This is a genomic window from Bosea sp. 685 (assembly GCF_031884435.1).
Lineage (GTDB): Bacteria > Pseudomonadota > Alphaproteobacteria > Rhizobiales > Beijerinckiaceae > Allobosea.
Genome location: NZ_CP134779.1, coordinates 4757315 through 4777807, shown reverse-complemented (window position 1 = coordinate 4777807; position 20493 = coordinate 4757315). Strand labels below are relative to the sequence as shown.

Annotated in this window: 22 protein-coding genes; 8 read left to right on the top strand and 14 right to left on the bottom strand. The window is 66.5% G+C overall.

Annotated elements, in window-relative coordinates; all coding sequences use genetic code 11:
- Positions 1-16 precede the first annotated feature (16 nt).
- Entirely contained in the window at positions 17-775 is a 759-nt protein-coding gene (locus RMR04_RS23580) for a dienelactone hydrolase family protein (protein WP_311910921.1), read from the bottom strand.
- Between the two features lie 279 nt (positions 776-1054).
- Here RMR04_RS23580 and RMR04_RS23575 point away from each other — a divergent pair, with 279 nt between their 5' ends.
- Complete coding sequence (locus RMR04_RS23575; protein WP_311915921.1) at positions 1055-1276, top strand: DUF2093 domain-containing protein; 222 nt, start codon at positions 1055-1057, stop codon at positions 1274-1276.
- On the opposite strand, the gene lpxK is transcribed toward RMR04_RS23575, so the two are convergent.
- The 5 genes from lpxK to RMR04_RS23550 form a co-directional block, all read right to left on the bottom strand.
- The gene (gene lpxK, locus RMR04_RS23570; protein ID WP_311910920.1) at positions 1247-2266 is read right to left on the bottom strand and encodes a tetraacyldisaccharide 4'-kinase; all 1020 of its coding nucleotides are present in this window, start codon (positions 2264-2266) and stop codon (positions 1247-1249) included. The genes RMR04_RS23575 and lpxK overlap by 30 nt on opposite strands.
- Positions 2266-3567 carry a 3-deoxy-D-manno-octulosonic acid transferase gene (locus RMR04_RS23565; protein ID WP_311910919.1) on the bottom strand — a complete coding sequence of 434 codons (1302 nt, stop codon included), beginning with the start codon at positions 3565-3567 and terminating at the stop codon, positions 2266-2268. The genes lpxK and RMR04_RS23565 overlap by 1 nt, the downstream gene beginning before the upstream one ends.
- Positions 3564-4313: a lysophospholipid acyltransferase family protein gene (locus tag RMR04_RS23560; protein WP_311910918.1), complete on the bottom strand. Its 750-nt coding sequence runs from the start codon at positions 4311-4313 to the stop codon at positions 3564-3566. Before RMR04_RS23560 ends, RMR04_RS23565 begins: the two co-directional genes overlap by 4 nt.
- A gap of 234 nt (positions 4314-4547) precedes the next feature.
- Positions 4548-4784, bottom strand: coding sequence for a DUF4170 domain-containing protein (locus RMR04_RS23555; protein WP_311910917.1), 237 nt, complete (start codon positions 4782-4784; stop codon positions 4548-4550).
- A gap of 289 nt (positions 4785-5073) precedes the next feature.
- Complete coding sequence (locus RMR04_RS23550; protein WP_311910916.1) at positions 5074-5901, bottom strand: 3'(2'),5'-bisphosphate nucleotidase CysQ; 828 nt, start codon at positions 5899-5901, stop codon at positions 5074-5076.
- A 250-nt stretch (positions 5902-6151) separates the two neighbouring features.
- Here RMR04_RS23550 and RMR04_RS23545 point away from each other — a divergent pair, with 250 nt between their 5' ends.
- Positions 6152-6673 (top strand): DUF6101 family protein, encoded by a 522-nt coding sequence (locus RMR04_RS23545; protein WP_311910914.1) that lies wholly within the window; start codon positions 6152-6154, stop codon positions 6671-6673.
- 24 nt (positions 6674-6697) lie between these two features.
- Here RMR04_RS23545 and RMR04_RS23540 read toward each other — a convergent pair whose 3' ends face one another.
- The 3 genes from RMR04_RS23540 to RMR04_RS23530 are packed head-to-tail and all read right to left on the bottom strand — an operon-like array spanning position 6698 to position 8653.
- On the bottom strand, positions 6698-7150 hold the full coding sequence (locus RMR04_RS23540; RefSeq protein ID WP_311910913.1) for a GNAT family N-acetyltransferase: 453 nt from the start codon (positions 7148-7150) through the stop codon (positions 6698-6700).
- Positions 7147-8109, bottom strand: coding sequence for a 4-hydroxybenzoate octaprenyltransferase (gene ubiA / locus RMR04_RS23535; RefSeq protein WP_311910912.1), 963 nt, complete (start codon positions 8107-8109; stop codon positions 7147-7149). Before ubiA ends, RMR04_RS23540 begins: the two co-directional genes overlap by 4 nt.
- A gap of 55 nt (positions 8110-8164) precedes the next feature.
- Positions 8165-8653: a hypothetical protein gene (locus RMR04_RS23530; protein WP_311910911.1), complete on the bottom strand. Its 489-nt coding sequence runs from the start codon at positions 8651-8653 to the stop codon at positions 8165-8167.
- A 185-nt stretch (positions 8654-8838) separates the two neighbouring features.
- Here RMR04_RS23530 and RMR04_RS23525 point away from each other — a divergent pair, with 185 nt between their 5' ends.
- The 4 genes from RMR04_RS23525 to RMR04_RS23510 all read left to right on the top strand — a co-directional run bounded on the left by RMR04_RS23525 (position 8839) and on the right by RMR04_RS23510 (position 12880).
- On the top strand, positions 8839-9585 hold the full coding sequence (locus RMR04_RS23525; RefSeq protein WP_311910909.1) for a 16S rRNA (uracil(1498)-N(3))-methyltransferase: 747 nt from the start codon (positions 8839-8841) through the stop codon (positions 9583-9585).
- Positions 9586-9845: 260 nt separating this feature from the next.
- Positions 9846-11018: a carboxylate-amine ligase gene (locus RMR04_RS23520; RefSeq protein ID WP_311910908.1), complete on the top strand. Its 1173-nt coding sequence runs from the start codon at positions 9846-9848 to the stop codon at positions 11016-11018.
- 215 nt (positions 11019-11233) lie between these two features.
- Positions 11234-12613 carry a glutamate--cysteine ligase gene (locus RMR04_RS23515; protein ID WP_311910907.1) on the top strand — a complete coding sequence of 460 codons (1380 nt, stop codon included), beginning with the start codon at positions 11234-11236 and terminating at the stop codon, positions 12611-12613.
- A gap of 81 nt (positions 12614-12694) precedes the next feature.
- The gene (locus RMR04_RS23510; protein ID WP_410492149.1) at positions 12695-12880 is read left to right on the top strand and encodes a Flp family type IVb pilin; all 186 of its coding nucleotides are present in this window, start codon (positions 12695-12697) and stop codon (positions 12878-12880) included.
- 159 nt (positions 12881-13039) lie between these two features.
- On the opposite strand, the gene RMR04_RS23505 is transcribed toward RMR04_RS23510, so the two are convergent.
- Entirely contained in the window at positions 13040-13921 is an 882-nt protein-coding gene (locus tag RMR04_RS23505) for a LysR substrate-binding domain-containing protein (RefSeq protein ID WP_069690118.1), read from the bottom strand.
- A gap of 169 nt (positions 13922-14090) precedes the next feature.
- Between RMR04_RS23505 and RMR04_RS23500 the strand changes: the two genes are divergently transcribed.
- Entirely contained in the window at positions 14091-14459 is a 369-nt protein-coding gene (locus RMR04_RS23500) for a YjiS-like domain-containing protein (protein WP_311910905.1), read from the top strand.
- 368 nt (positions 14460-14827) lie between these two features.
- Entirely contained in the window at positions 14828-15247 is a 420-nt protein-coding gene (locus tag RMR04_RS23495) for a methyl-accepting chemotaxis protein (protein WP_311915919.1), read from the top strand.
- Positions 15248-15361: 114 nt separating this feature from the next.
- Here the strand turns inward: RMR04_RS23495 and RMR04_RS23490 are convergent, their stop codons facing one another.
- The 4 genes from RMR04_RS23490 to RMR04_RS23475 form a co-directional block, all read right to left on the bottom strand.
- Positions 15362-15877: a hypothetical protein gene (locus tag RMR04_RS23490; protein ID WP_311910904.1), complete on the bottom strand. Its 516-nt coding sequence runs from the start codon at positions 15875-15877 to the stop codon at positions 15362-15364.
- Positions 15878-16219: 342 nt separating this feature from the next.
- Positions 16220-17149 (bottom strand): DUF937 domain-containing protein, encoded by a 930-nt coding sequence (locus RMR04_RS23485; RefSeq protein ID WP_311910903.1) that lies wholly within the window; start codon positions 17147-17149, stop codon positions 16220-16222.
- 52 nt (positions 17150-17201) lie between these two features.
- A complete protein-coding gene (locus RMR04_RS23480; RefSeq protein WP_311910902.1) occupies positions 17202-18623 on the bottom strand; it encodes an MATE family efflux transporter in 1422 nt (473 codons plus the stop codon).
- Complete coding sequence (locus RMR04_RS23475; protein WP_311910901.1) at positions 18620-20482, bottom strand: monovalent cation:proton antiporter-2 (CPA2) family protein; 1863 nt, start codon at positions 20480-20482, stop codon at positions 18620-18622. Before RMR04_RS23475 ends, RMR04_RS23480 begins: the two co-directional genes overlap by 4 nt.
- Positions 20483-20493: the final 11 nt, after the last annotated feature.

Sequence of the window (20493 nt, the reverse complement as noted above, 5' to 3'; positions counted from 1 at the left end):
CAGGGCTTTCGGGGGGTCAGAGCCCCTTCAGGAAAGCCTTCACGCGCTTGAGCGCATCCTCGCGCGCAGCAGGGTTGGTGCCGACCATGGCCTTGCCCGTCCCCGTCGCCGAATAGGCGATGTCGGAGCGCTCCTTCACCTCGAGGCGCGGATGATCGAAATCGTGCACGGCGCCCGCATAGACCACGAGGTCGACCTTTTCGCCGCGAGCCTGCGCGGCTTTCGCCAGGAAGTCGCAAGGGGCGGGCGGTGTCCAGTCGTCGGCTTCGCCCGCCAGGATCAGCACCGGCAGCCTTGCGGCGAAGCTGGCCGATTCCGATTGCAGGCGGCAGCTCGGATAGAAGGCGACGGCGCGGGTGAAATCCGGCTTGCCGTCGGCCGGCCGCCGATCCTTGCGGATCGCCGCCAGGACGGCCGATCCGCCACCCGACCAGCCCATCAGTGCGATCATGTCTGGCCGGACATCCTCGCGCGTCTGCAGCCAGCGGCGCGCGGCGGCTGCATCCGCGACGCGCTCCCGGCTCGCGCGCACGGTCACGTCCTTGACGCCGCATTGCGAGCCGAGCCGGCGTGAGCCGTAGCTGTCGGGCATCAGGACCATCAGCCCGGCCTGCGCGAGCTGCTCGCCCCAATCGGAATGCCGCAGCGACAATGTGCCGTTGTCGCGCCATAAACCGTTGCAACCATGCAGCGCCACGACGGCTGGAAACGGTCCCGGCCCCACGGGCTTGTAGAGCACGGCGTCGATCTGTCCGTCATCATTGGGAATGCGCACATGCTCGTAACCGCCTGCCGAAGCGGCCGAAGGCAGAAGCAGTGCAACTCCGGTCAGGGCTGCCAGGGCATTGCGCAAAAAACTGGGGACTGGTTTGTCGCTTGAGTAATGCTCTGAACGTATAGAATCGATCACGTCCTGCGCCTTCGGACGGAAGCGTCGGAAGGCGACGTGATCGAGGAAACGCATCAAGCTGGACATCATCGACGGGCACGCTATCACAGAGCCAGGATTATTTCGATAATCCGTTTTCCGATCAACGGTTTCGATGCATTCGAGATGAATATCAGCGAACGTCCCCCGATGCCTGGACCAGAGGCCGCCATCGACTACGGCCATGGCGAGTTCCGCGTCGTGCGGCCCGGCGCCTTCGTGCGCTGCGCGGTCACGGGGGCACCGATCCGTCTCGACGATCTGCGTTACTGGTCGGTCGAATGGCAGGAAGCCTATGTCTCGCCTGAGGCCGTGCAGTTAAGGCTGCGCCGCGCCGGCCGCGGCTGAGGCCAACACGCTCCTGACCAGGCCCACAAGGCGCGCCGGATCCTCGAAGACGAGCGCGACCGGCACGACGATGAGCCGCTCCCGCTCGGCCTCGGGCCAAAGCGGGCCGAGCTTGGTCATATCCTTCTCGGTCGTCGCGATCAGGCAGCCCAGCCTCCGCGCCTCAGCGATCAGGCTGGAGACATCCTCCGCACTATAGGGATGATGATCGCCGAAGGCGCGTTGCGACAGGATCTTGGCCTTGGCCGCCAGCAGCGTGGCGGCGAATTTCTCCGGCCGGCCGATGCCCGAGACGGCGATGAACGGATGTCCCTCCAATCGCGAGGCCATCTCCCGCGACGGTTCGAGCCGGGCCCGCAACAGCTCAAGGCCCGCCATTTGCGCCGCGAGCGCCACGGCGTCTCCGGCCGCTCCGTCGCCGATCATGAGGATGGCGTCGGTCGCCGCGAACTGGCTGGCGAGCGGCGCCCGCAACGGCCCGGCGGGAACGCACAGGCCGTTGCCGACCCCGCTCGCGCCATCGACCACGGCGATCCTCAGATGCTTGGCGAGCGAGGGATTCTGCAGCCCGTCATCCATGACGATGACGCTGGCGCCGAGCCGCTTGGCGAGGCCCGCGCCGGCGGCTCGCTCGCGCGCCACGATCGTGCGTGCTTGAGCAGCCAGAAGCAGCGCCTCGTCGCCGACATCGCGGGGGCCGTGGCGCGGCTCGACCTCGATCGGCCCGGCAAGCGCGCCGCCATAGCCGCGCGTCAGCATGAAGGGCGTCTCGCCCAGGCTCCGCAGCAGCGCCGCCAATGCGATTGAGGTCGGGGTCTTGCCGGCGCCACCAGCGACGAAATTGCCGACGCAGATCACGGGGGTGCCGGCACTTACGCCGCGCCTGTGCATGCGCAGCCGCGTGATCGCGCCATAGAGCCAGCCGAACGGTTGGAGCAGACGCGCCGGCGCTCCGGGGCGTGGCCGCCACCAGAATTCCGGCGAGCGCATCAGGAGGCCGTCTCGCGCTGGCCGATCACGACGCGCATCAGCAAAGGCTCGATCGTCTGCATCGTGCGGTTGAGCGCTCCGCCGAGCTGGTGACTGGTCTGGGCCGCCGCACGCGCCGCTTGCCGGGCCGCGGCCGGGTCGCTCAGCCAGCGATGCACCGCCCCGGCCAGCGCCTGCGTGTCGGCGACCTCGCGAGCGCCGCCGCCGCGGTCGAAGGCGGCGAAGACGTCGGCGGCGTTATGGACATGCGGGCCGTGCAGCAGGGCGCAGCCGAGCTTGGCCGGCTCGATCGGATTATGGCCGCCGACAGGCGTCAGCGAACCGCCGATGAAGGCCACTTGCGAGAGTCGGTAGAACAGGCCGAGCTCGTTGACTGTGTCGGCGATGTAGAGTTCGACATCGCGCTCCGGCATGCCGCCTTGCGAGCGCTGCACTGTGGCGATGCCATTGGCCTGCGCCAGCGCATCGATCTCGGCGCCCCGCTGCGGGTGGCGCGGCGCGATGATGGTGAGCAGCTTCGGCAGATGCGCCTTGAGGCCGAGATGGGCCGCGATCACCTGCTCATCCTCGCCAGGATGGGTGCTGGCCGCGATCCAGACGGGCCGCCCGGTGGTCAACCCGTCGAGGATCGCCAGCGTGTCGGCATCGGCGGGCGGGGCGGGCACGTCGAATTTCAGGTTGCCGGCGATGCTGACCCGGGGTGCGCCGAGCTGCGCCAGGCGTTCGCCGTCCCCTTGCGACTGGGCGAGGCAGGATTCGAAGCAGGAGAGCAGATAGCGCGAGGTCTGCGGCAGCTTGTACCAGCGCTTGAAGGAGCGTTCCGACATGCGCGCATTGACCAGGACCAGCGGGATCGCGCGCTTGCGCGCCTCGATCATCAGATTGGGCCAGATCTCGGACTCGCAGATCAGGCCGAGCTCCGGCCGCCAATAGTCGAGGAAGCGGCGCATATAGCGCGGCACGTCGAGCGGCAGATATTGATGGATGACACCGGCGGGCAGCCGTGCGGCGAGCAGTTTCGCCGAAGTCACCGTGCCCGAGGTCACCAGCACCGCGAGCCCGCGCCGCTTCAGCTTCTCGACCAATGGCAGCAGCGTCACCGTTTCGCCGACGCTGGCGCCATGCAGCCAGACCAGAGTCTTGTCCGGGCGCCGGACGCCGGGATAGCCGCGCCGCTCGGCAAAGCGGGTCGGGTCTTCCTTGCCGCGCCGCCGCCGCCAGAGCAGCAGCCCGGCCGCCGCCGGCTCGAGCAGCGCGCTCATCACGCGGTAGCTCTGCAGGATGGAACCCTTGCCGATCATGCTGCTTTGCCCGCGGTCGCTCGTGCGGCCGGCTGCACTTGCCTCAGGCCTTCGCCGGGGTCGCGCGCGCCAATCAGCGCATAGGCGCGGGCATGGACGGCATCGAGCCCGGCTTCCAATGCGAGGCGCGCGGCCTCGCAGGTCGCCTCATCCGCCTCCCGCTCGACGCGGATCGCCTCGCCGACGACGATCGCGCCGCGCCCGAAGGGCAGGCCGATCGAGGCACGGTCCCAGCTCTTGAAATCGATGCGCCGGCTGGTGACGACGGCGATCGGGTGGATCGGCCGGCCCGATGCGCGCGCCAAGGCGATGATGCCGGGGCCGGCGATGCGGGCGCGCTTGGGAATGTCGGCGGTCAGCACCATGGTCTCGCCGGCAGCCAGCCGCCGCATCATGGCGAGGAAGGCGCTGGCGCCGCCCTTCTCCCGGATCTTCTTGCCCAGAGCGCCCGAACCGCGGATTGCGCCGATACCGAGCTGGCGCAACGCGACGGCATTGAAGCCGCCATCGCCATGACGCGAGACCAGGGAGCAGGCCGGCATCCAGTCCGGCCGGGAGAACGGGATCATGATGTGCTGGCCGTGCCACATCGCAATGATCAGCGGCAGTTCGGGGCGCACCTTCTCATAGATGTCGGCCGGCTCGACGACGAACCGGTTCGTGCGGCGCACGAGCTTGAGATAGCCGGCCAGGAGCCGGCCGAGCGTCTCCTGCGCCGCGCGTGTCTTGAGAAGGGAAAAGCCCATTGCTGATGATTGAACCGATAAGGGAAGATTGAGGCCGCGATCTGACCGTGGACGCTAGAGCCGGATGCGAAAAAGCGGGAACCGGTTTTTCGCATCCGGCTCTCACTCTTAGATGAGAGAAGGATCCAGATTTCAGCTGGGATCACTTCGTGATTCCAGCTGAAATCATCCGGCTCTAGCGCGCCTGTCGCAGCCTGACGGTTCAGGACTTAGCGGATTCAGGACTTCGCAGATTCAGGGCTTGGCGGGCTCGGGATCGAGCAGGCGGTGCAGATGAACGATGAAATAACGGGTCTGTGCCTGATCCACGGTCGCCTGCGCCTTCGCCTTCCAGGCGGCATGGGCGCTGGCGTAGTTCGGGAACACGCCGACGATGTCGACCTTGGCGAGATCCTTGAAGGTGATGCCTTCGAGCGAGCTCAGCTCGCCACCGAAGACGAGATGGAGAAGCTGTTTCTGTTCCGGTTCCATATCGATCCCTCCAGCCATGTTCGTCCGATTGCGGCACCAGATAAGCCATTCACCTCGATGGCGCGAGTGCCGAACGCCCCGCGTTCTGCAATTCCCGGTCCGCAGAGGCTGTTACGATCCATGAGGCCGATTTGACGCTGGCGATTTTGCGCGACTGCCAGGAGTTCGAGGACGCAAACCTTCCGGTTTGCTACGATGAACGACGCCGCAGTCGAGCAAAAGCGCCGCGCCCTACGGGTGAGGTCAAAACGGCCCCATGGTTCATAACAGCCTCTAGACTGCTTGAAAGTCAGATGCGCTGCGGCTGTCCGTCGCGCAGGCGCTGCAGGGCGCGCAGCAGCGGCTCCGCCAGGCTGCCGCTGCTGGCGACGAGCATGCCGTGAACCGGCGTCTCGCGGTTGTAGATCGCGGGCTGACCCTCACTGCCTGTCATGCGGCCGCCGGCCTCGCTCAGGATCAGCTCGGCTGCGGCGAGATCCCAATCGCGCGCGTCGGGCGAGATCAGTCCGGCATCGATCGTGGCGTCGGCGATCCGCGCCAGTCTGAGCGCGAGCGAAGGAATCTTGTCGGCCGGCTCGAAGGCCTCCAGCCGCGCCAGAGCGTCGAGCATCGGCTTGGGGCCGGCGATGCGCGCCTCCTTCAGGCTCGCGACTTGCGAAGCCGAGATCGCCGCGCCGTTCAGGAAGGCGCCCGCGCCGCGTATGGCGGTATAGGTTGCCTGGCAGGCCGGTGCATGCACCACGCCCAGGATCGGCACGCCCTCGTCGAGCAGGGCGACGCAGACCGCCCAATCCGGCGAACCACTCATGAAGGCGCGCGTGCCGTCGATCGGATCGACGACCCAGACGAAGCGACGCGACAGCCGCAGGGCATCGTCGACAGTTTCCTCGGAGAGCCATGCCGCGTCGGGCAGCAGGACCGAGAGCTGGATCCGCAGGAAGGTGTCGACGCCGATGTCGGCTTCGGTGACGGGTGAGCCGCCGCTCTTCGACCAGGTCCGCGCCACCGTCTTCTCGCCGGGGCGAAATAGCGCGAGCGCAATCTTGCCCGCTTCGATGCAGCTTTCGCGAACCGCCGGCAGGAGATCTGAGGCGATGGGCATCGGGGGCCTGTTCATGATGCTTTCCATATCGAATGCGGAGCCAGCGGGCACAAGCCGAAAATACGCTCGCGCACCGAAAGATTCCGTCAATCATCATGCATGAAACAGGCCATTCAGGGGCATCCAGGCCGAAAAACACGCTCCTTTAACCCAACCGCTTAAGCGCTCGGAGAGAGCTTGGACGCAATCTCGACCTGCAAGCACGAGAGCCCCGGACTGCATAGAGGGCTCCGTAGCGGCAGGGACATAGAGAGGCGTTATACCGATGGCCAGCGTCACGCCGGCTGCCGGAGAGACCGGCTTTGCGTCAGGTCTCTCCGGCCGCCCGACACACACGACCACCGTTCCGAAAAACCCGATGCCGGCGCAGCCAGACGCGCCGCGGATCGAACGGATTGCCTCCGTCAGGATCTTGCGCGGCGGCGCCGGATGGCGCGGCATCGCGATGCGCATGGCGAATACCGGGCGCGAGGATGAGCGCTTCGAACTGGCGCTGACGGCCGGTGACGGCCGCTCGATCACGGTCGCCGTCCTGGATCAGGACGATGTCGTCGCGATCTGGCGCGATTGCGGCCGCGCCAGCGGCCTGCCCCTGCTGATCGAGACCAGCGACGGGGTGATCTCGGAGCCCTATCCGCAACTCGGCCGGCTCGCGCTCGGCTCGGTGCGGATCAGGCGGCGTCATTCCTTCCTCAACGGTCGCCGGCCGCGCTTCCTGGTGCGGCGCAAGACCGGCCGTCTCAGCGAGCGCCCGGTCGTCGTTGCCGGCGAGCGCCTGACGGATTGAAGGCCGGCCGGGCGTTTGGCGCGTCTACAGCGAAAGCTGAAGCACGCTTTCACCGTTCGGCCGGATTTCGCCGGTCAGGTCGAAGCCGATCGCGCGATAGAAGTTCAGCGGGCTTGCAGGTCCAAGGACGACGCTCGTCGTCACCAGTTGGATACCGTCCTCGCGACGCTGCTGCAGCCACAGATTGAGCGCCGCTTTGCCGTAGCCTTTGCTCTGATGGTCCCGGTCGATCATGAAGCGCCATAAGATCATGACGCGATCGGGATCGCGGGAATCCGGGCGCCACATGATGAAGCCGACGGGTGCCTCGTCCGCATAGGCCGCTTTGAACGCCGCGGTCGGTTGGAAATACGCCTGGGCGATCGAGACCGCATTGGCCGCGACATACCCGCTCTGGCTGTCGGCAACCTTCAATGCGCAGATCGCGCGGACGGATGCGGCTGTGACCTCTCGCAGGGACAGGCCGGTGTCGGTCACAAAAGTCCGAACCGAATCAGCGCATCGAGCGTGAAGCCGGCGGACAGCAGCAGTCCGGCGTGCCAGTTCGAGCGGAACAGGCGCAGCGCCAGCATCGGCGTCACGCCGCTGATCTGCGAAACCTGCCAGCCAAGATGAGCCGCGAAGCCCGCGACGCCGAGCCAGGCGAAGACGCCGCCGCCGACCATCCAGGTCGCGACAGCGATCAGCAGCACGGCGAACCCGAAGCAGGCTCCGATCGCCTCCCGGCCATATCGCCCGAAATAGCGTGCGCTCGACTTGATGCCGGCGATGATGTCGTCCTCGATGTCCTGCAGCGCGTAGATCGTGTCGTAGCCGATGGTCCAGAGGATCGCCGCCGCATAGACCAGATAGGCTGGCGGATCGAGCCGCCCGAAGACCGCGCTCCAGCCGAGAAGCGCGCCCCAGGAGAAGGCCAGGCCGAGCACGAATTGCGGCATCTGGGTGATGCGCTTCATGAAAGGGTAGATCGCGACGATCGCCAGCGAGGCGATGCCGGTCAGAATCGTGAAGCGGTTGAACTGGAGCAGCACGAGCAGGCCGACAAGCGAGAGCCCGACCATGAACAGCGCCGCCGCCTTCACCGAGATCTGGCCGGAGGGGAGCGGCCTGCCGCGTGTCCGTGCCACCTGCGCGTCGAGCTTGCGGTCGACGATGTCGTTGAAGGTCGAACCGGCGGCGCGCATCACCACGGCGCCGATCAGGAACAGCAGGCAGTGCCAGGGATTGGGGAAGGCCTGCCCGTCGGCTATCGCCGCGAGGCCCGCCGACCACCAGCAGGGCAGAAGCAGAAGCTGCCAGCCGATCGGCCGCTCGATCCGCGCGAGCTTGAGATAGGGCCTGAAACGTCGCGGCGCGCGCGTATCGACCCAATGGCCCGTCAAGGCGTCGGGAAGCGGAACATCAGTCGTCGAAACCGTATCCGTCGTCGAAACCATATCTGCCGTCGAAACAATGGGCCGTGCCGGGTCGGGACCGAGGGTTACGAGGTGGTCAGAGCGCGCCCTGGGGAATCCGCAGCGATCCGCCGGTGATCGAATCGGCGCCGCCGAACGGGCTGCCGCCGCCCTGCTGTTGCTGGGCTTGGTGCTGGGCGCGCTTCTGCATCGCCGCCTGCTGCTTGACCGCGTTGCAGGCATTGTTGCGGATGCCGGCGGCCCTGTCGTTGTCGGCCTTCAGGCCATCGACGAAGTTGGCCGGAATCTGGCACCAGTCCTGGTTCGCACTGGCGAATTTCAGCGCCGCATTGCCATTCCCGACCAGGCGGCCGAGCGTGCTGCAGGCCTGCGCCGGGGTGAGCTTCTGCTTGGATTTCGAGGACGAGTTCAGCGAGGCCACGATCGACTGACGCTCCGCCAGCAGCTTCTGGATCTGCTCGCAGCCGGAAGCCTGCGCGGCGGCAGGCGCGGCATCAAGCAACGATACCGCCGCCAGACCGAGCGTCGCGATCACTCCCGAAGCGATCTTGCTCGAAGTCATCATGCGCCGCATATGTCTTGCTCCGAATTGTTCATGCTGGGAGCGTTTCCGCTCCGGAATGTTCATAACAGCCTCACCGTGTTAGCGCCAAGCGCCCATGCGAGTCCACTTGCCGTTACGCCTGGATTGTGGCGGTTTTCGCGCTGGTTCGGCAGCGCGGCGGCGGGTGACAGGAGATGACCGCGCCGATGTCCACCCCCGATTTCGCCCGCTACCGGCTTTATGTCGCCGAGGATCTCGCCATTGGCACGCGCCTGCCGCTGGCGCGCGAACAGGCGAATTACCTGCTCAACGTGCTGCGTCTGAAGAGCGACGACAGCGTCATCGTGTTCAACGGCCGCGACGGCGAATGGCTCGCGGCGCTGACGGCGGAAGGGCGCAAGCAGGCAAGCCTCGGCCTGGTCCGGCAGACGCGCCCGCAGCCGGAAGCCCCCGATCTGCATTACCTGTTCGCCCCGCTGAAGCATGCGCGGCTCGACTATATCGCGCAGAAGGCCGTCGAGATGGGGGCGGGCCTGCTGCAGCCGGTTCTGACCCGCAGGACGCAGGTGTCGCGGCTCAATCTCGATCGGCTGCGCGCCAATGCGGTCGAGGCGGCCGAGCAATGCGGCATCCTGTCATTGCCCGAGATTCGGGGCGAATGCGGGTTGGAGGCTGCTCTCGAGGCGCTCGAGCCCGAAAGACTCCTGATCTTCTGCGACGAGGCGATGGCCCAGGAGAGCCCGCTCAAGGCGCTGGCTGGCGCTGCGCCTGGCCCGCTTGCCGTGCTGATCGGCCCTGAAGGCGGCTTCGACGAGGCCGAGCGCGCGCGCATCCTGGCGCGACCGAAAACGCTCAGAATCTCGCTTGGGCCGCGCATCCTACGCGCCGATACGGCCGCTGTGGCGGCTCTGGCGCTGGTTCAGGCGGTTTTGGGCGACTGGCCGCGCGGCTAGAGCATTGTTTTAACGCGTTTTCTTCACGCGAACCGGTAACCGCTTCGCTCAAAAACGCGCTGGCGCTGCAGGCGATCGGGAACGCCAGGGCGTGTCGGGCGTTTTCGCGATTGTGCGAAGGGAGCCGTATTCCCGACTCATTGGCAGCCAGGCTGTGGCGCGATTCCTGCCGAGGGGCGCGCGATTCTTGCTGCGAGCGCGATGGCGCAAGCCCACCCCTCCGCACGGCCTGTAGCCTTTTGCCCGACGAGGATGACGCCATGAACGAAGCCAACCGCTTCGGCATCGAAGAAGAATATTTCCTGTCCGATGCCGGTAGCCGCGGGATTGCCCGCAAGGTGTCTCCGAAGTTCTTCGCCGCGGTCCAGCACGCCTTTCCCGATGAGGTGCAGCGCGAAATGCTGCAATCGCAGATCGAGGTCGCGACGCCGATCTGCGAATCGATGGCGCAGGCGCGGCATTCGCTCTCGACCTTGCGGAAGGGGCTGGCGGGGCTCGCGCTCGAACATGAGATGCTGCTGCTGGCCTGCGGCACGCATCCCAGCGCCGTCTGGTCGCGCCAGCGCGCGACCGAGGCCACGCGTTACGACCAGATCATGCGCGACCTGCAGATGCTCGGCAGCCGCAACCAGCTCTGTGGCCTCCATGTCCATGTCGAGATCGAAGATGAGGACGAGCGCATCCGGCTGATGGTGCGCATCCTGCCGTTCCTGCCGCTGCTCCTGGCGCTGTCGACCTCGTCGCCCTTCTGGCAGGGGCAGCGCACCGGCTTGATGGGTTACAGGCTCTCGGCCTATGCCGAATTGCCGCGCACCGGCCTGCCCGAGCTCTTCACCGATGCGGCCGACTACCGAAGCTATGTCGAGACCCTGGTCGCAGCCGGTGCGATCAAGGATGCGAGCTATATCTGGTGGGCGATCCGGCCCTCCGACAAGCACCCGACGCTTGAATTGCGCATCGCCGACAGCTGCACGAGGCTCGATGATACGCTCGCCATCGCCGCGCTCTATCGCTGCCTGATCCGCCATCTGCAGCACCATCGCGGACTGAATGCAGAGCTCACGCCGGCGGCGCGCGCCATTGCCGCGGAGAATATCTGGCGGGCGCAGCGCTACGGCATCCATGGCGGGCTGATCTGTGCCCAGAGTAGGACCATGCGTCCGGTACCGGGCCTGATCGACGAGCTGCTCGGCGATCTGGCGGATGATGCCGCCGCGCTCGACTGCAGGGCCGAGCTCGCGCATTGCCGCACGTTGGCGGCGAACGGCACCAGCGCCGATGTCCAGCTCGCGGTCTTCGAAGAGGCTCGGGGGAGGGCGGGCGGACAGGCGGCAGGGCTTGCCGCGGTCGTCGATTGGCTGGCCTCCGAGACCCGTCTCGATGGCGTTGCCCTCTCGCCGGGCTGGCAGCCGGCGATGCGCGGAGCTGCCTAGCCGTCGAGCATTCCCATCTAGCGATCGCCCACCAACGGTGGCGCGTGCCATGCCGCCTTGCGTTGGCGCGGGGATCACTCTTGCATCAATGCGCGACGGGGGTCGTTGTCGAGCGCTTGAGGCTCGCCTATGTCTGGCGCTCCCGAGCCTGATCCGCCCACGCCGAAACGCGCGGGCGGCTGCATGGCTGCATGCCTTACTCTGCCGGAGCGCCCATGGCTCGCGATGTGTCCGATTCGACCCCGATCGGTTCCAAGGACGAATTGATCTCCTGGATCGCTGCCGGCGAGAAGCCGGCCTCCGCGTTCAGGATCGGGACGGAGCATGAGAAGTTCCCGTTCTATGCGCATGACCTCTCGCCCGTGCCCTATGAGGGGCGCGACGGCCGGGGCGGTATCCGCCATCTGCTGGAAGGCATGCAGGAGAGGCTCGGCTGGGAGCCGATCGTCGATGACGGCCATATCATCGGCCTTGCCGGTCCCGAAGGCGGCGGCGCGATTTCGTTGGAACCCGGCGGCCAGTTCGAGCTCTCGGGCGCGCCGGTCGAGACGCTGCACGATACCGCCGATGAGCTTGCCTGCCATCTCGCCGACGTCAAGGCGGTCGCCGCGCCCCATGGCATCGGCTTCGTCGCGCTCGGCCACTCGCCGCTCTGGACGCGCGCCCAGACGCCGGTGATGCCCAAGGGCCGCTACAAGATCATGGCGAACTACATGCCCAAGGTCGGCACGCGCGGCCTCGACATGATGTTCCGCACCTGCACCGTGCAGGTGAACCTCGATTTCGCGACCGAGGCCGATATGGTCAGGAAGCTCAGGGTCTCGCTCGCCCTGCAGCCGCTGGCCACCGCGTTGTTCGCAGCCTCGCCCTTCACCGAGGGCAAGCTCAACGGCCGCCAGTCGGAGCGTTCGGAAATCTGGCTCGATACCGACAAGGCGCGCTCCGGCATGCTTGCCTTCGCCTTCGACGAGGGCATGTCCTATGAGGGCTATGTCGACTGGGCTCTCGATGTTCCCATGTATTTCGTCAAGCGCGGCGCGGTCTATCATGACGTCGCCGGTGCCTCCTTCCGCGACCTGCTTGCCGGCAAGCTTGCGCAACTGCCGGGCGAGCGCGCCACGATCTCCGACTGGGCGAACCATCTCTCGACGTTGTTCCCCGAGGTCAGGCTCAAGCGCTTCCTTGAGATGCGCGGCGCCGATGCCGGGCCGCCCGAGATGCTGAATGCCCTGCCGGCCTTCTGGGTCGGCCTGCTCTACGACCAGGTTGCGCTGGATGCGGCCTGGGATCTGGTCAAGGGCTGGAGCGCGGAGGAGCGCCAGGCGCTGCGCGATGCGGTGCCGAAAGCCGGCCTCGAAGCGCGCATCGGCGGCCGCTCGCTGCACGATCTGGCGCGGGATGTATTGGCGCTGGCGCGCGGCGGTCTCGCCCGGCGGGCGCGGCTGGATGGAGCGGGGCGGGACGAAACGGGTTTCCTCGCGCCGCTCGACGCCATCCTGAATCAGGACCGGACTCTCGCGCAGAGCCTTGCCCTGCGTTTCCAGCGGGAATGGGCCGGCGAGATTGCGCCGCTGTTTACCGAGTTGAAACTATAACGGGTCGAACCGCCCTGGTTTTGGCGGTTTTTGGCGCGACCCGTTAAGGAATTGGCCGGTTTCACCGGCTAGATTGGGGCGATGGAACGGATGCGCGCCAGCTTCGCTAGACTTGTCCGTGACGAGGCGGGCGCGACGGCGATCGAATACGGCCTGCTCGCGGCGCTGATCTGCGTCGCCGCCATCGCTGGATTCACCAATTTTACCGACGCCTTCAACAGGATCATGCAATTGGTCTCGAACGTCCTGGCGGCTGCGCCGGCCTGAGCCGCTGCATGGAGGCATGAGCCGGATGATTTCAGACGGAGTCACAAAGTGACCCCGTCTGAAATCTGAATCCGTCTCTCATCCAAGAGTTAGAGCAGGATCGATTGCGAAAAACCGGTTCCCACTTTTTCGCATCCTGCTCTAGCCGTTCCCAACCGCTCATTCCGCCGCTGTCTTGAAGCTCTGCAGATTGTCGAGGCTCTGGATGATGTGCTCGGCTAGCGCATTGGACAAAACCGAGGGGTCAAAGCGTGTGCGCAGCAGGCCGATCTTGCAGGATGGCAGCGTCGCATAGCCATCCGTCGGGCCCAGGATGCGCATGCCGGGCCTGACCGCGCTTTCCGGCAGGACCGAGACGGCGAGCCCTGCGATCACCGCCGCGCCCACCGCCGTCGAATTCCAGCTCGCATAAAGCACGCGGAAGCGCCGGCCCTTGGTTTCCAGCGCCTCGACGGCGGCTTGGCGCCAGTTGCAGGTCGGGCGGCCGAGCGCCAGTGGCAGCGGATCCTCCTCATGCACGCCATGGCGCGCAGAGGTTACCCAGAGCAGCGGCTCGATGCGGATGATCTCGCCCTGGCCGCGACTCTCGACATGGGTGATGATGGCGAGGTCGATGTCGCCGGTAGCGATCCGCTCGGCCAGCATCGGCGTCGGCTCGCAGACGACGGTGACCTCGGCGCGTGGGTTGGAGCGGGCGAAGCGGGCGAGAATCTCGGGCAAATAGCGGTCGGCATAGTCGTCGGGCACGCCGAGCCGGATGCGGCCCTTGAGGTCGGCATCGGTGAAGCTCGCGACGCATTCGAGGTTCAGCCGCACGATCCTGCGGGCATAGTCGAGCAGGCGCTCACCATCCTCGGTCAGCTTGGCATGGCGGCCGTCGCGCCCGAAGAGCGGCCGGCCGACGCGCTCCTCGAGCCGCTTCATCTGCATGGAGACGGCCGATTGCGTCTTGAATACGATCTCGGCGGCGCGGGTGAAGGAGCCTGTATCGGCGATGGCGACGAAGGTCTTGAGCTGGTCGGCGTCGAGAACATGCGCCATGGCGGCCCCCAAACTGGATCATCAATATCCGTGCTGTGAAGCATCATAAGCATTCGTTTGGCTTATGACCAGCGGAAAGCTATCCTTTGGTCAGTCTCGAGGTCTTGCCAGCGGTGCGTCCGGGTGGGGCCTGGGGATCCCCGTCGTTTTGGACCCTTAGGAGGTCGTTATGCTGATCATGACCATTGCCACGAAGCCGTTCGCGTCCGTTTTGGGTGTCGTCACGCGCATCGGTGCGCGAGGGTTTGCCGGTGTAACGTCGCTCACGAAAGCGATCCTCCATCGCCGCGAGGTTTTGCGCCTGACGGAGCTGGATGAGCGCGGCCTCAAGGATATCGGCCTCGTCCGCTCCGATGTCGAAGGCGCGCTCGCCACGTCCTGGCTCGACGATCCCTCGACCATTCTCGCCGCCCGTTCCGGCGCGCGCTCGGGCGTCGCCTCGGCGCGGCGCGCGGAAGGCGTTCGGCAGGCTCAGGCGAAGGCTCCCGCCATGAAGGCCGGACCGGTCGCCAAGCAAGCGGTTGCGTGCAGCGCCTGACCCCTTGGGGCTGCGCGTTCCTGTGGGCGGAGGCTTCGTGCTTCCGCCCTTTTCATGTCCGCGTCGCAAGAGCAATGCTCTGAACTTTTAGAAGCGATCACGTTTTTCGCATTCAGACGATCCCGTCCGAATGCGACGTGATCTTGCGCCGCTTCATCCCGGCCTCGCCCTTGCGCGCTATCGCTGCCGTTGCGGCAGGGCGCGTCGTCGATGCTCGCCCGGTTTCACGGATTTATTGCTGATTTGAGCGCTTTTGCGCGGCTGCGAGGCCAAACCTAACTCAAAATTCATCAAAATCGGCAAGACCTCCCGCCCGCGCCGGCGACGCCGGCAAGGGTTTTGCGGTCGTCGCCTCCGAGGTCCGCACCCTGGCGCAGCGCTCGGGGGCCGCGGCCAAGGACATCACCGCCCTGATCACCGAATCGGGGGCTGAGGTCGCGCAGGGCGTCGGCCTCGTCCGCTCCGCCGGCGAGGTGCTGGAGCGCATCGTCGAGGCCTCGCGCAAGGTCTCCTCCACCGTCTCCGACATCTCGGCCGCTTCTGCCGAACAGGCCAACGGCATCGACGAGATGAGCCAGACCGTGGCGCATATGGATGAGATGACCCAGCAGAATGCGGCGCTCGCCGAGGAGAGCGCGGCTTCGGCCACGGCCTTGTCGGACCAGATTCAGCGCCTCAACGCGCTGGTCGCGAGCTTCCGCACCAATGCCGATACGCAAGGATTGCGCGAACTCGCCGCGGTCATGGCGCGCGAGGACGCGAACTGGCAGTCGCGCCGCACCGCCTGACGCAGATCAGCTGTTTGATCGTGGTGTGAAAGCGCCATCGTTATGGCCGCCGGGCCGATCGATCCATGCGCCCCGCAGGGCCAGGATCGATCGAGCCCGATGAATTAGCGGCTTTCAATCCGCGACAAACTCACAGGCCAGCAAGGTCTTGCCGGGCAGGGCGTCGCTTTCGCGCGCCACGATGGAGACCTTGCCCGGGCCGGCAAGGCCAGCCGGGGGCTGCAGCGTCTTCGCAAGCGGCCGCGCATAGCCCTTGCTGGATGCGCCGAGCAGATCCGGTTTCTCGCGCTTCAATTTGTATTTCGCGGCGAGCTCATCGGCGCGCAGGCCCTTGATCAGGACGCCGACTGCACCATTGGCGAAAAACACCTCGTCGCTTTCAAACCCGTCGCGGCCGATCTGCGGGATCTTGTAGATCGCCGCTCCCATGGACGACGTATCGGGCTTGGCAAGCTTTTCGGCAGCCTCATAGATCTTGGTCGACGAGGTCAGGGAATAAGGCGGCTTGCACAGGGCCGCGTCATAGAACGTCGCATTGGCGGCAAACGCCAGGGTGCTGCCGGCCTGCAGCACAGCGATCGCTGCACAGGCTGTGAAAAGACCGTGACGGAGAGATTTAGGCGCAGGCATTGGTCAATTCCATTGGAGCGGGCCGGCTGGCCCGCGGTTGATCTTCGGGACAAAACGAATTGCGGCGTCGGTCGACCTGAGAGCATCCATGCGCTCCCTTGGGAGGCCTTGTGATCGGGCGCCAAGCATCTGATCAGGCGCCAAGCATCGCGACCTGAATCGCGCGCTCCATAACGGATCGCCGGGACCAGCCGTCAAAGCAAGGGCAATTCCCGGCATCCAACAGGCGTCGGGCGGCGAGGCGGCTTTCGAGCAGGATGCGAAAAAGTGGAAACCGGTATTCGCATCCGTCTCTAGACCGAGCGGCGCTTGTTGCCTTGACGCCCACCCTCCTTTTCAGGGTCAGCGCCGGCCCGGGCCGCCGAACATGCCGTCGAAGATCGATTTCAGCGCGTCCTGATGGCTGTCCTGCACCTGCCGGCCATGTTCGAACATCTGGTTCAGCGCATCGAGCCCGATCGAGCCCGGTCCGGTCGCCGAGGAAGGCGGCGGGGCGTCGTCTGGCTGCTCTTGCGGCTGGGCCTGAGTGCTGCGGCTCGTCGGGGCCGGCGCGGGCTGGGCGTCGGGCTGCTGCGCGCCGCCCAGCATGCCGGTCAGGATCTGGCCGAGCAGCCCGCCATCCAGCGGGTTGAGCGGGTTGCCGCTGGCCTGGCCGCCCGGCATCTGCCCGCCGCCGAAGGGGCCGCCCTGAGGTTGGCCCGTCGATGCTTGGTTATTGCCGAACAGCCCGCCGAGGATGGTGTCGAGCGGGTTGGCGGGGGCCTGCTGGGGCGGCGGCGATGTCGGCTGCTGGCTGGGCATCTGCCCGCGCATCATCTCGGTGAACTGCCCGAGGATGCCGCCGAGGCCCTGATTATTCGCCGATTTGAACAGCCCGCCCATCACCATGGAGGCGATCACCGGCAGCATCTGCTTGAGGATGGCCTGGCCGACGCCGCTCGTTGCGGCTGCCTGCGCCGCGACGGCGTTGCTGACATCCTTGGAGCCGAAGAGCTGGCTCAGCACATCGTTGCCCATCGTCTGCGCGTGGCTGGGAATGGCGCCGCCGCCGGTCTCGAACATTTGCCCGAAAGGCGTCGCGGTCATCATCTGCGCGAGGTTCCCGAAGGCCTGGGGATTCTGCGTCTGCCGCTGCAGCCCCATCGAGAAGGCGGGCAGCAAGGCCTCGATCGCCGACTGCGTCTGCTGCTGGCTGAGCCCGTATTGCCGGGCGATGTTCTGCATGGCCTGCCCGTTCTGGGCCTGCTGCATCATCTCGAACAGGTTCATCATGGCGCGCCTCCGGTTCAGGCATCGCGCCGGAAAGCGGGAGCGATGCGATGATCTATCTGCGGTCTGCCGCCGCCTGGAGCGGAACGATAGCAGCGCCAGTTCGCGAGGCAAGCGAGCCTGCGCGTGACGCGCCCTCGCGCTCCAGCCGGGCGATGCCACGATAGGCGAAGACGAGCGCGACGACGCCGAAGACGACGGCGCCGAACACGCTGCCGACCAGTGCGCCCTTCGGCCCCGCATAATGGGCTCCCACGAAGGCGAGCGGTATCGTGCCGAGCGTGGCCCGGCCCCAGCTGAACAGCGTGGAGAGCAGCGGCATGCCGAGATTGTTGAAGGCGGCGTTGGCGACGAAGAGCAGGCCGACGAAGATCCACATCGGCCCCGCGATCAGGCAGAAGAACGCCACCAGCTCCGCCGTCAGCCCCGTCGCGCCGAAGACCGTGACGATGTGCCCGCGCAGCAGCACGAGCAGGAGCCAGGCAACGACGACGCAGGCGACCGCGAAGAGCGCCGAATCGGTCAGGCCGCGCCGCATCCGGTCGAAGCGGCCGGCGCCCCAGTTCTGGCCGAGGATCGGCCCGACCGCGCCCGACAGCGCAAACAGCGCGCCGAAGGCAACGGGCACGAGCCGGTCGATGATCGCCAGCGCCGCGATCGCGCCATCCCCAAAACGCGCCATCAGGCTAGCGAAGACGGCGTTGGCGATCGGCGTCGACAGATTGGTCAGGATCGCCGGCCCCGCGATCGCCATGGTCTTGCCCGTATCCTCCGCAAGCGCGGCGTAGCTGGGTCTGGCGACGATGTCATGAACCTTGACCGCGCCATGGAAGCCGACCGCCGCGATGATGATGCGTGCCAGAACGATGGCGCAGGCCGCGCCATTGGGGCCGAGACCGAGACCGAAGATGAAGAGCGGGTCGAGCACTGCGGTCGCCAGCCCACCGCCGAGCGTGACGAACATGGCACGCCTGGCATCGCCGACGGCCCGCAGCACGCCGGAAAAGCCCATGCCGAGCGCCATCAGCATATTCGACGGCAACACGATCCAGAGAAAGGAATAGGCCACCGCATAGGATTCGCCATGGGCGCCGAGCGCGCGCAGCAGCCAGGGCAGCCCGGGCAGGACAATGATGCTCAGCGCCAACGCCGAGAGTGTCATCAGCGCAAGCGTCGAACCGGCGAGGCGTCTTGCGCCGTCCCGGTCTCCCGCGCCGAGCGCGCGCGCCGTCAAGGCCGTGACGGCGATCATCAGCCCGATATTGATCGAGATCATCAGGAACAGGACGATGGTGGCATAGCCGACGCCTGCCGTCGCCTCCGGCCGGCCGAGCCAGGAGACGTAGAGCAGCGACAGGAGATCGACGACGAAGACCGCCATCAGCCCGGCCGAGCTTGTCGCCGTCATCACCGCGACATGGCGCATGATCGAGCCGCTGACGAAGACCGCCTGCGGCCCGACTGGGGGCGCGCTCACCGCTCGGGCTCGCCGACGCCGCCGACAGCGACCTCAGCCCCGCCATCCTCGATGACCTCCTGGGTCTCGGGCGTGAGAGCCTTGGATTTGCCCTTGGGCTGGACCAGCGGCTCGGGCGTGACGCGCGGCACCTTGTTGAGCGCAGCCGCGATGCCTTCCGTGAACTGGATCTCCATGCGCTGGGCGTCGCGGTCGCGGACATGGTCGATCACCAGGCTCGCCTCGTCATAGTTCAGCCCGAGCCCCTCCAGGGTGACGCGGCCGAAGCCGAGCGCGGATTCGAAGGTTTCGCGCATCTGGTAGTCGACATTGGCCTTCATCAGGTCGATGGCGTGGATGCGGTCATAGGCGCGCGCATGCAGGCGCACATTCGGGAACTCGGCCTTGGCCATCTCGACGATGCGCAGGGCCGCGTCCTTGTTGTCGATGCAGATGCACAGGATACGGGCCTTGCCGGTCCCGGCCGCGCGCAGCACGTCGAGCCGCGTGCCGTCGCCATAATAGATCTTGAAGCCGAATTTGGCGGCGGAGCGGATGCGCTCGACATCGGAATCGATGATCGTGACGTCGACATGCTGCAGCAGCAGTGCCTGCGTCACGATCTGGCCGAAGCGTCCAAAACCGATGACGACGACGGAAGGCGCGTCCACGCCCTCGAAATCCTCATCCATCGTCTCGGGCGTGGCACGCGAGAGCAGGATGCCGTCGATGAGCTTGGCGACGACCGGGCCGATCAGCATCGAGATCGCCGCCAGCGCCGTCGCGATCGCGCCCTGACGCTCGTCGAGCAATCCGAGCGAGACGCCGAGCGGCAGCAGCACGAAGGCGAATTCGCCGGCGGGCGAGAGCAGCGCGCCAGCCCGCACGGCCTCCGTCATCGAGGAACAGGACGCGCGCAGGATCGAGGCCGCGACCGCGATCTTGAACAGCACCAGGAGCGGCGCGGCCAAGGCCAGCAGCAGCCAGTTGTCGAGCACGAGCTTCAAGTCGAGCGACATGCCGACCGCCATGAAGAACAGGCCGAGCAGCACGCCGCGGAACGGCTCGATATCGGCTTCCAGCTCATGGCGGAAATGCGAATCGGCCAGCAGCACGCCAGCCAGGAACGCGCCCATCGCCATCGAGAGCCCGACATGCTCCATCAGCAGCGCCGCGCCGAGCACGATGAAGAGGGCGGCTGCCGTCATCACCTCCTTGGCGCCGGTCTTGGCCAGGATGCGGAAGAACGGGTTCAGAACATAGCGCCCCGCCAGCACGATCACCGCGATGGCGAGGAAGGCGATGCCCAGACCTGCCAGAGCCTGGCCCGCGCCGCCGGGCTTGGCTTCGGTCGTCGTCGCCAGCAGCGGCAGGATCGCCAAAGCGGGTGCGATCGAGATGTCCTGGAACAGCAGAATCGAGAAGGTGCGCCGGCCATAGGGCTCGTTGCCGTCGCCGCGCTCCTCCAGCAATTGCAGCGCGATCGAGGTCGCAGACAACGCCAGCGCCAGCCCGACCGCGACCGCTCCGCCGACGGACAGACCGAACCACCAGGCCGCCGCGCCGATGACGCCCGCGCTCAGCGCCATCTGGGCGAGGCCCGCGCCGAGAATGTCCTTGCGCATCGAATAGAGCCGCGACGGCTGCAATTCGAGCCCGACCAGGAAGAGCAGCAGCACGACGCCGATCTCGGCTGTGCCGCGGATCGCGTCGGGATCCTTGATCACGGCCAGCACCGAGGGGCCGATGATGATGCCGGCCGCGAGGTAACCCAGCACAGCCGAAAGCCCGACCCGCCGGAACAGCGGCACCGCGATCACGGCGCCGGCGCAGAAGGTCAGAATCGGTGGCAGGTAGCTGGTATGGGAGACATCGGCCATGGAGCGCTCAT

What these genes read in the sequence shown, in the direction of transcription:
- RMR04_RS23555 (WP_311910917.1), bottom strand. Translation starts at nt 4,784, where the DNA reads ATGGAACCGGAACAGAAACAGCTTCTCCATCTCGTCTTCGGTGGCGAG.
- RMR04_RS23525 (WP_311910909.1), top strand. Translation starts at nt 8,839, where the DNA reads ATGTCCACCCCCGATTTCGCCCGCTACCGGCTTTATGTCGCCGAGGAT.
- RMR04_RS23530 (WP_311910911.1), bottom strand. Translation starts at nt 8,653, where the DNA reads ATGATGACTTCGAGCAAGATCGCTTCGGGAGTGATCGCGACGCTCGGT.
- RMR04_RS23505 (WP_069690118.1), bottom strand. Translation starts at nt 13,921, where the DNA reads ATGGCGCATGTTCTCGACGCCGACCAGCTCAAGACCTTCGTCGCCATC.
- RMR04_RS23475 (WP_311910901.1), bottom strand. Translation starts at nt 20,482, where the DNA reads ATGGCCGATGTCTCCCATACCAGCTACCTGCCACCGATTCTGACCTTC.
- RMR04_RS23500 (WP_311910905.1), top strand. Translation starts at nt 14,091, where the DNA reads ATGCTGATCATGACCATTGCCACGAAGCCGTTCGCGTCCGTTTTGGGT.
- RMR04_RS23550 (WP_311910916.1), bottom strand. Translation starts at nt 5,901, where the DNA reads ATGAACAGGCCCCCGATGCCCATCGCCTCAGATCTCCTGCCGGCGGTT.
- RMR04_RS23545 (WP_311910914.1), top strand. Translation starts at nt 6,152, where the DNA reads ATGGCCAGCGTCACGCCGGCTGCCGGAGAGACCGGCTTTGCGTCAGGT.
- RMR04_RS23575 (WP_311915921.1), top strand. Translation starts at nt 1,055, where the DNA reads ATGAATATCAGCGAACGTCCCCCGATGCCTGGACCAGAGGCCGCCATC.
- RMR04_RS23515 (WP_311910907.1), top strand. Translation starts at nt 11,234, where the DNA reads ATGGCTCGCGATGTGTCCGATTCGACCCCGATCGGTTCCAAGGACGAA.
- RMR04_RS23485 (WP_311910903.1), bottom strand. Translation starts at nt 17,149, where the DNA reads ATGATGAACCTGTTCGAGATGATGCAGCAGGCCCAGAACGGGCAGGCC.
- RMR04_RS23520 (WP_311910908.1), top strand. Translation starts at nt 9,846, where the DNA reads ATGAACGAAGCCAACCGCTTCGGCATCGAAGAAGAATATTTCCTGTCC.
- RMR04_RS23510 (WP_410492149.1), top strand. Translation starts at nt 12,695, where the DNA reads ATGGAACGGATGCGCGCCAGCTTCGCTAGACTTGTCCGTGACGAGGCG.
- RMR04_RS23565 (WP_311910919.1), bottom strand. Translation starts at nt 3,567, where the DNA reads ATGATCGGCAAGGGTTCCATCCTGCAGAGCTACCGCGTGATGAGCGCG.
- RMR04_RS23560 (WP_311910918.1), bottom strand. Translation starts at nt 4,313, where the DNA reads ATGGGCTTTTCCCTTCTCAAGACACGCGCGGCGCAGGAGACGCTCGGC.
- lpxK (WP_311910920.1), bottom strand. Translation starts at nt 2,266, where the DNA reads ATGCGCTCGCCGGAATTCTGGTGGCGGCCACGCCCCGGAGCGCCGGCG.
- RMR04_RS23490 (WP_311910904.1), bottom strand. Translation starts at nt 15,877, where the DNA reads ATGCCTGCGCCTAAATCTCTCCGTCACGGTCTTTTCACAGCCTGTGCA.
- ubiA (WP_311910912.1), bottom strand. Translation starts at nt 8,109, where the DNA reads ATGGTTTCGACGACGGATACGGTTTCGACGACTGATGTTCCGCTTCCC.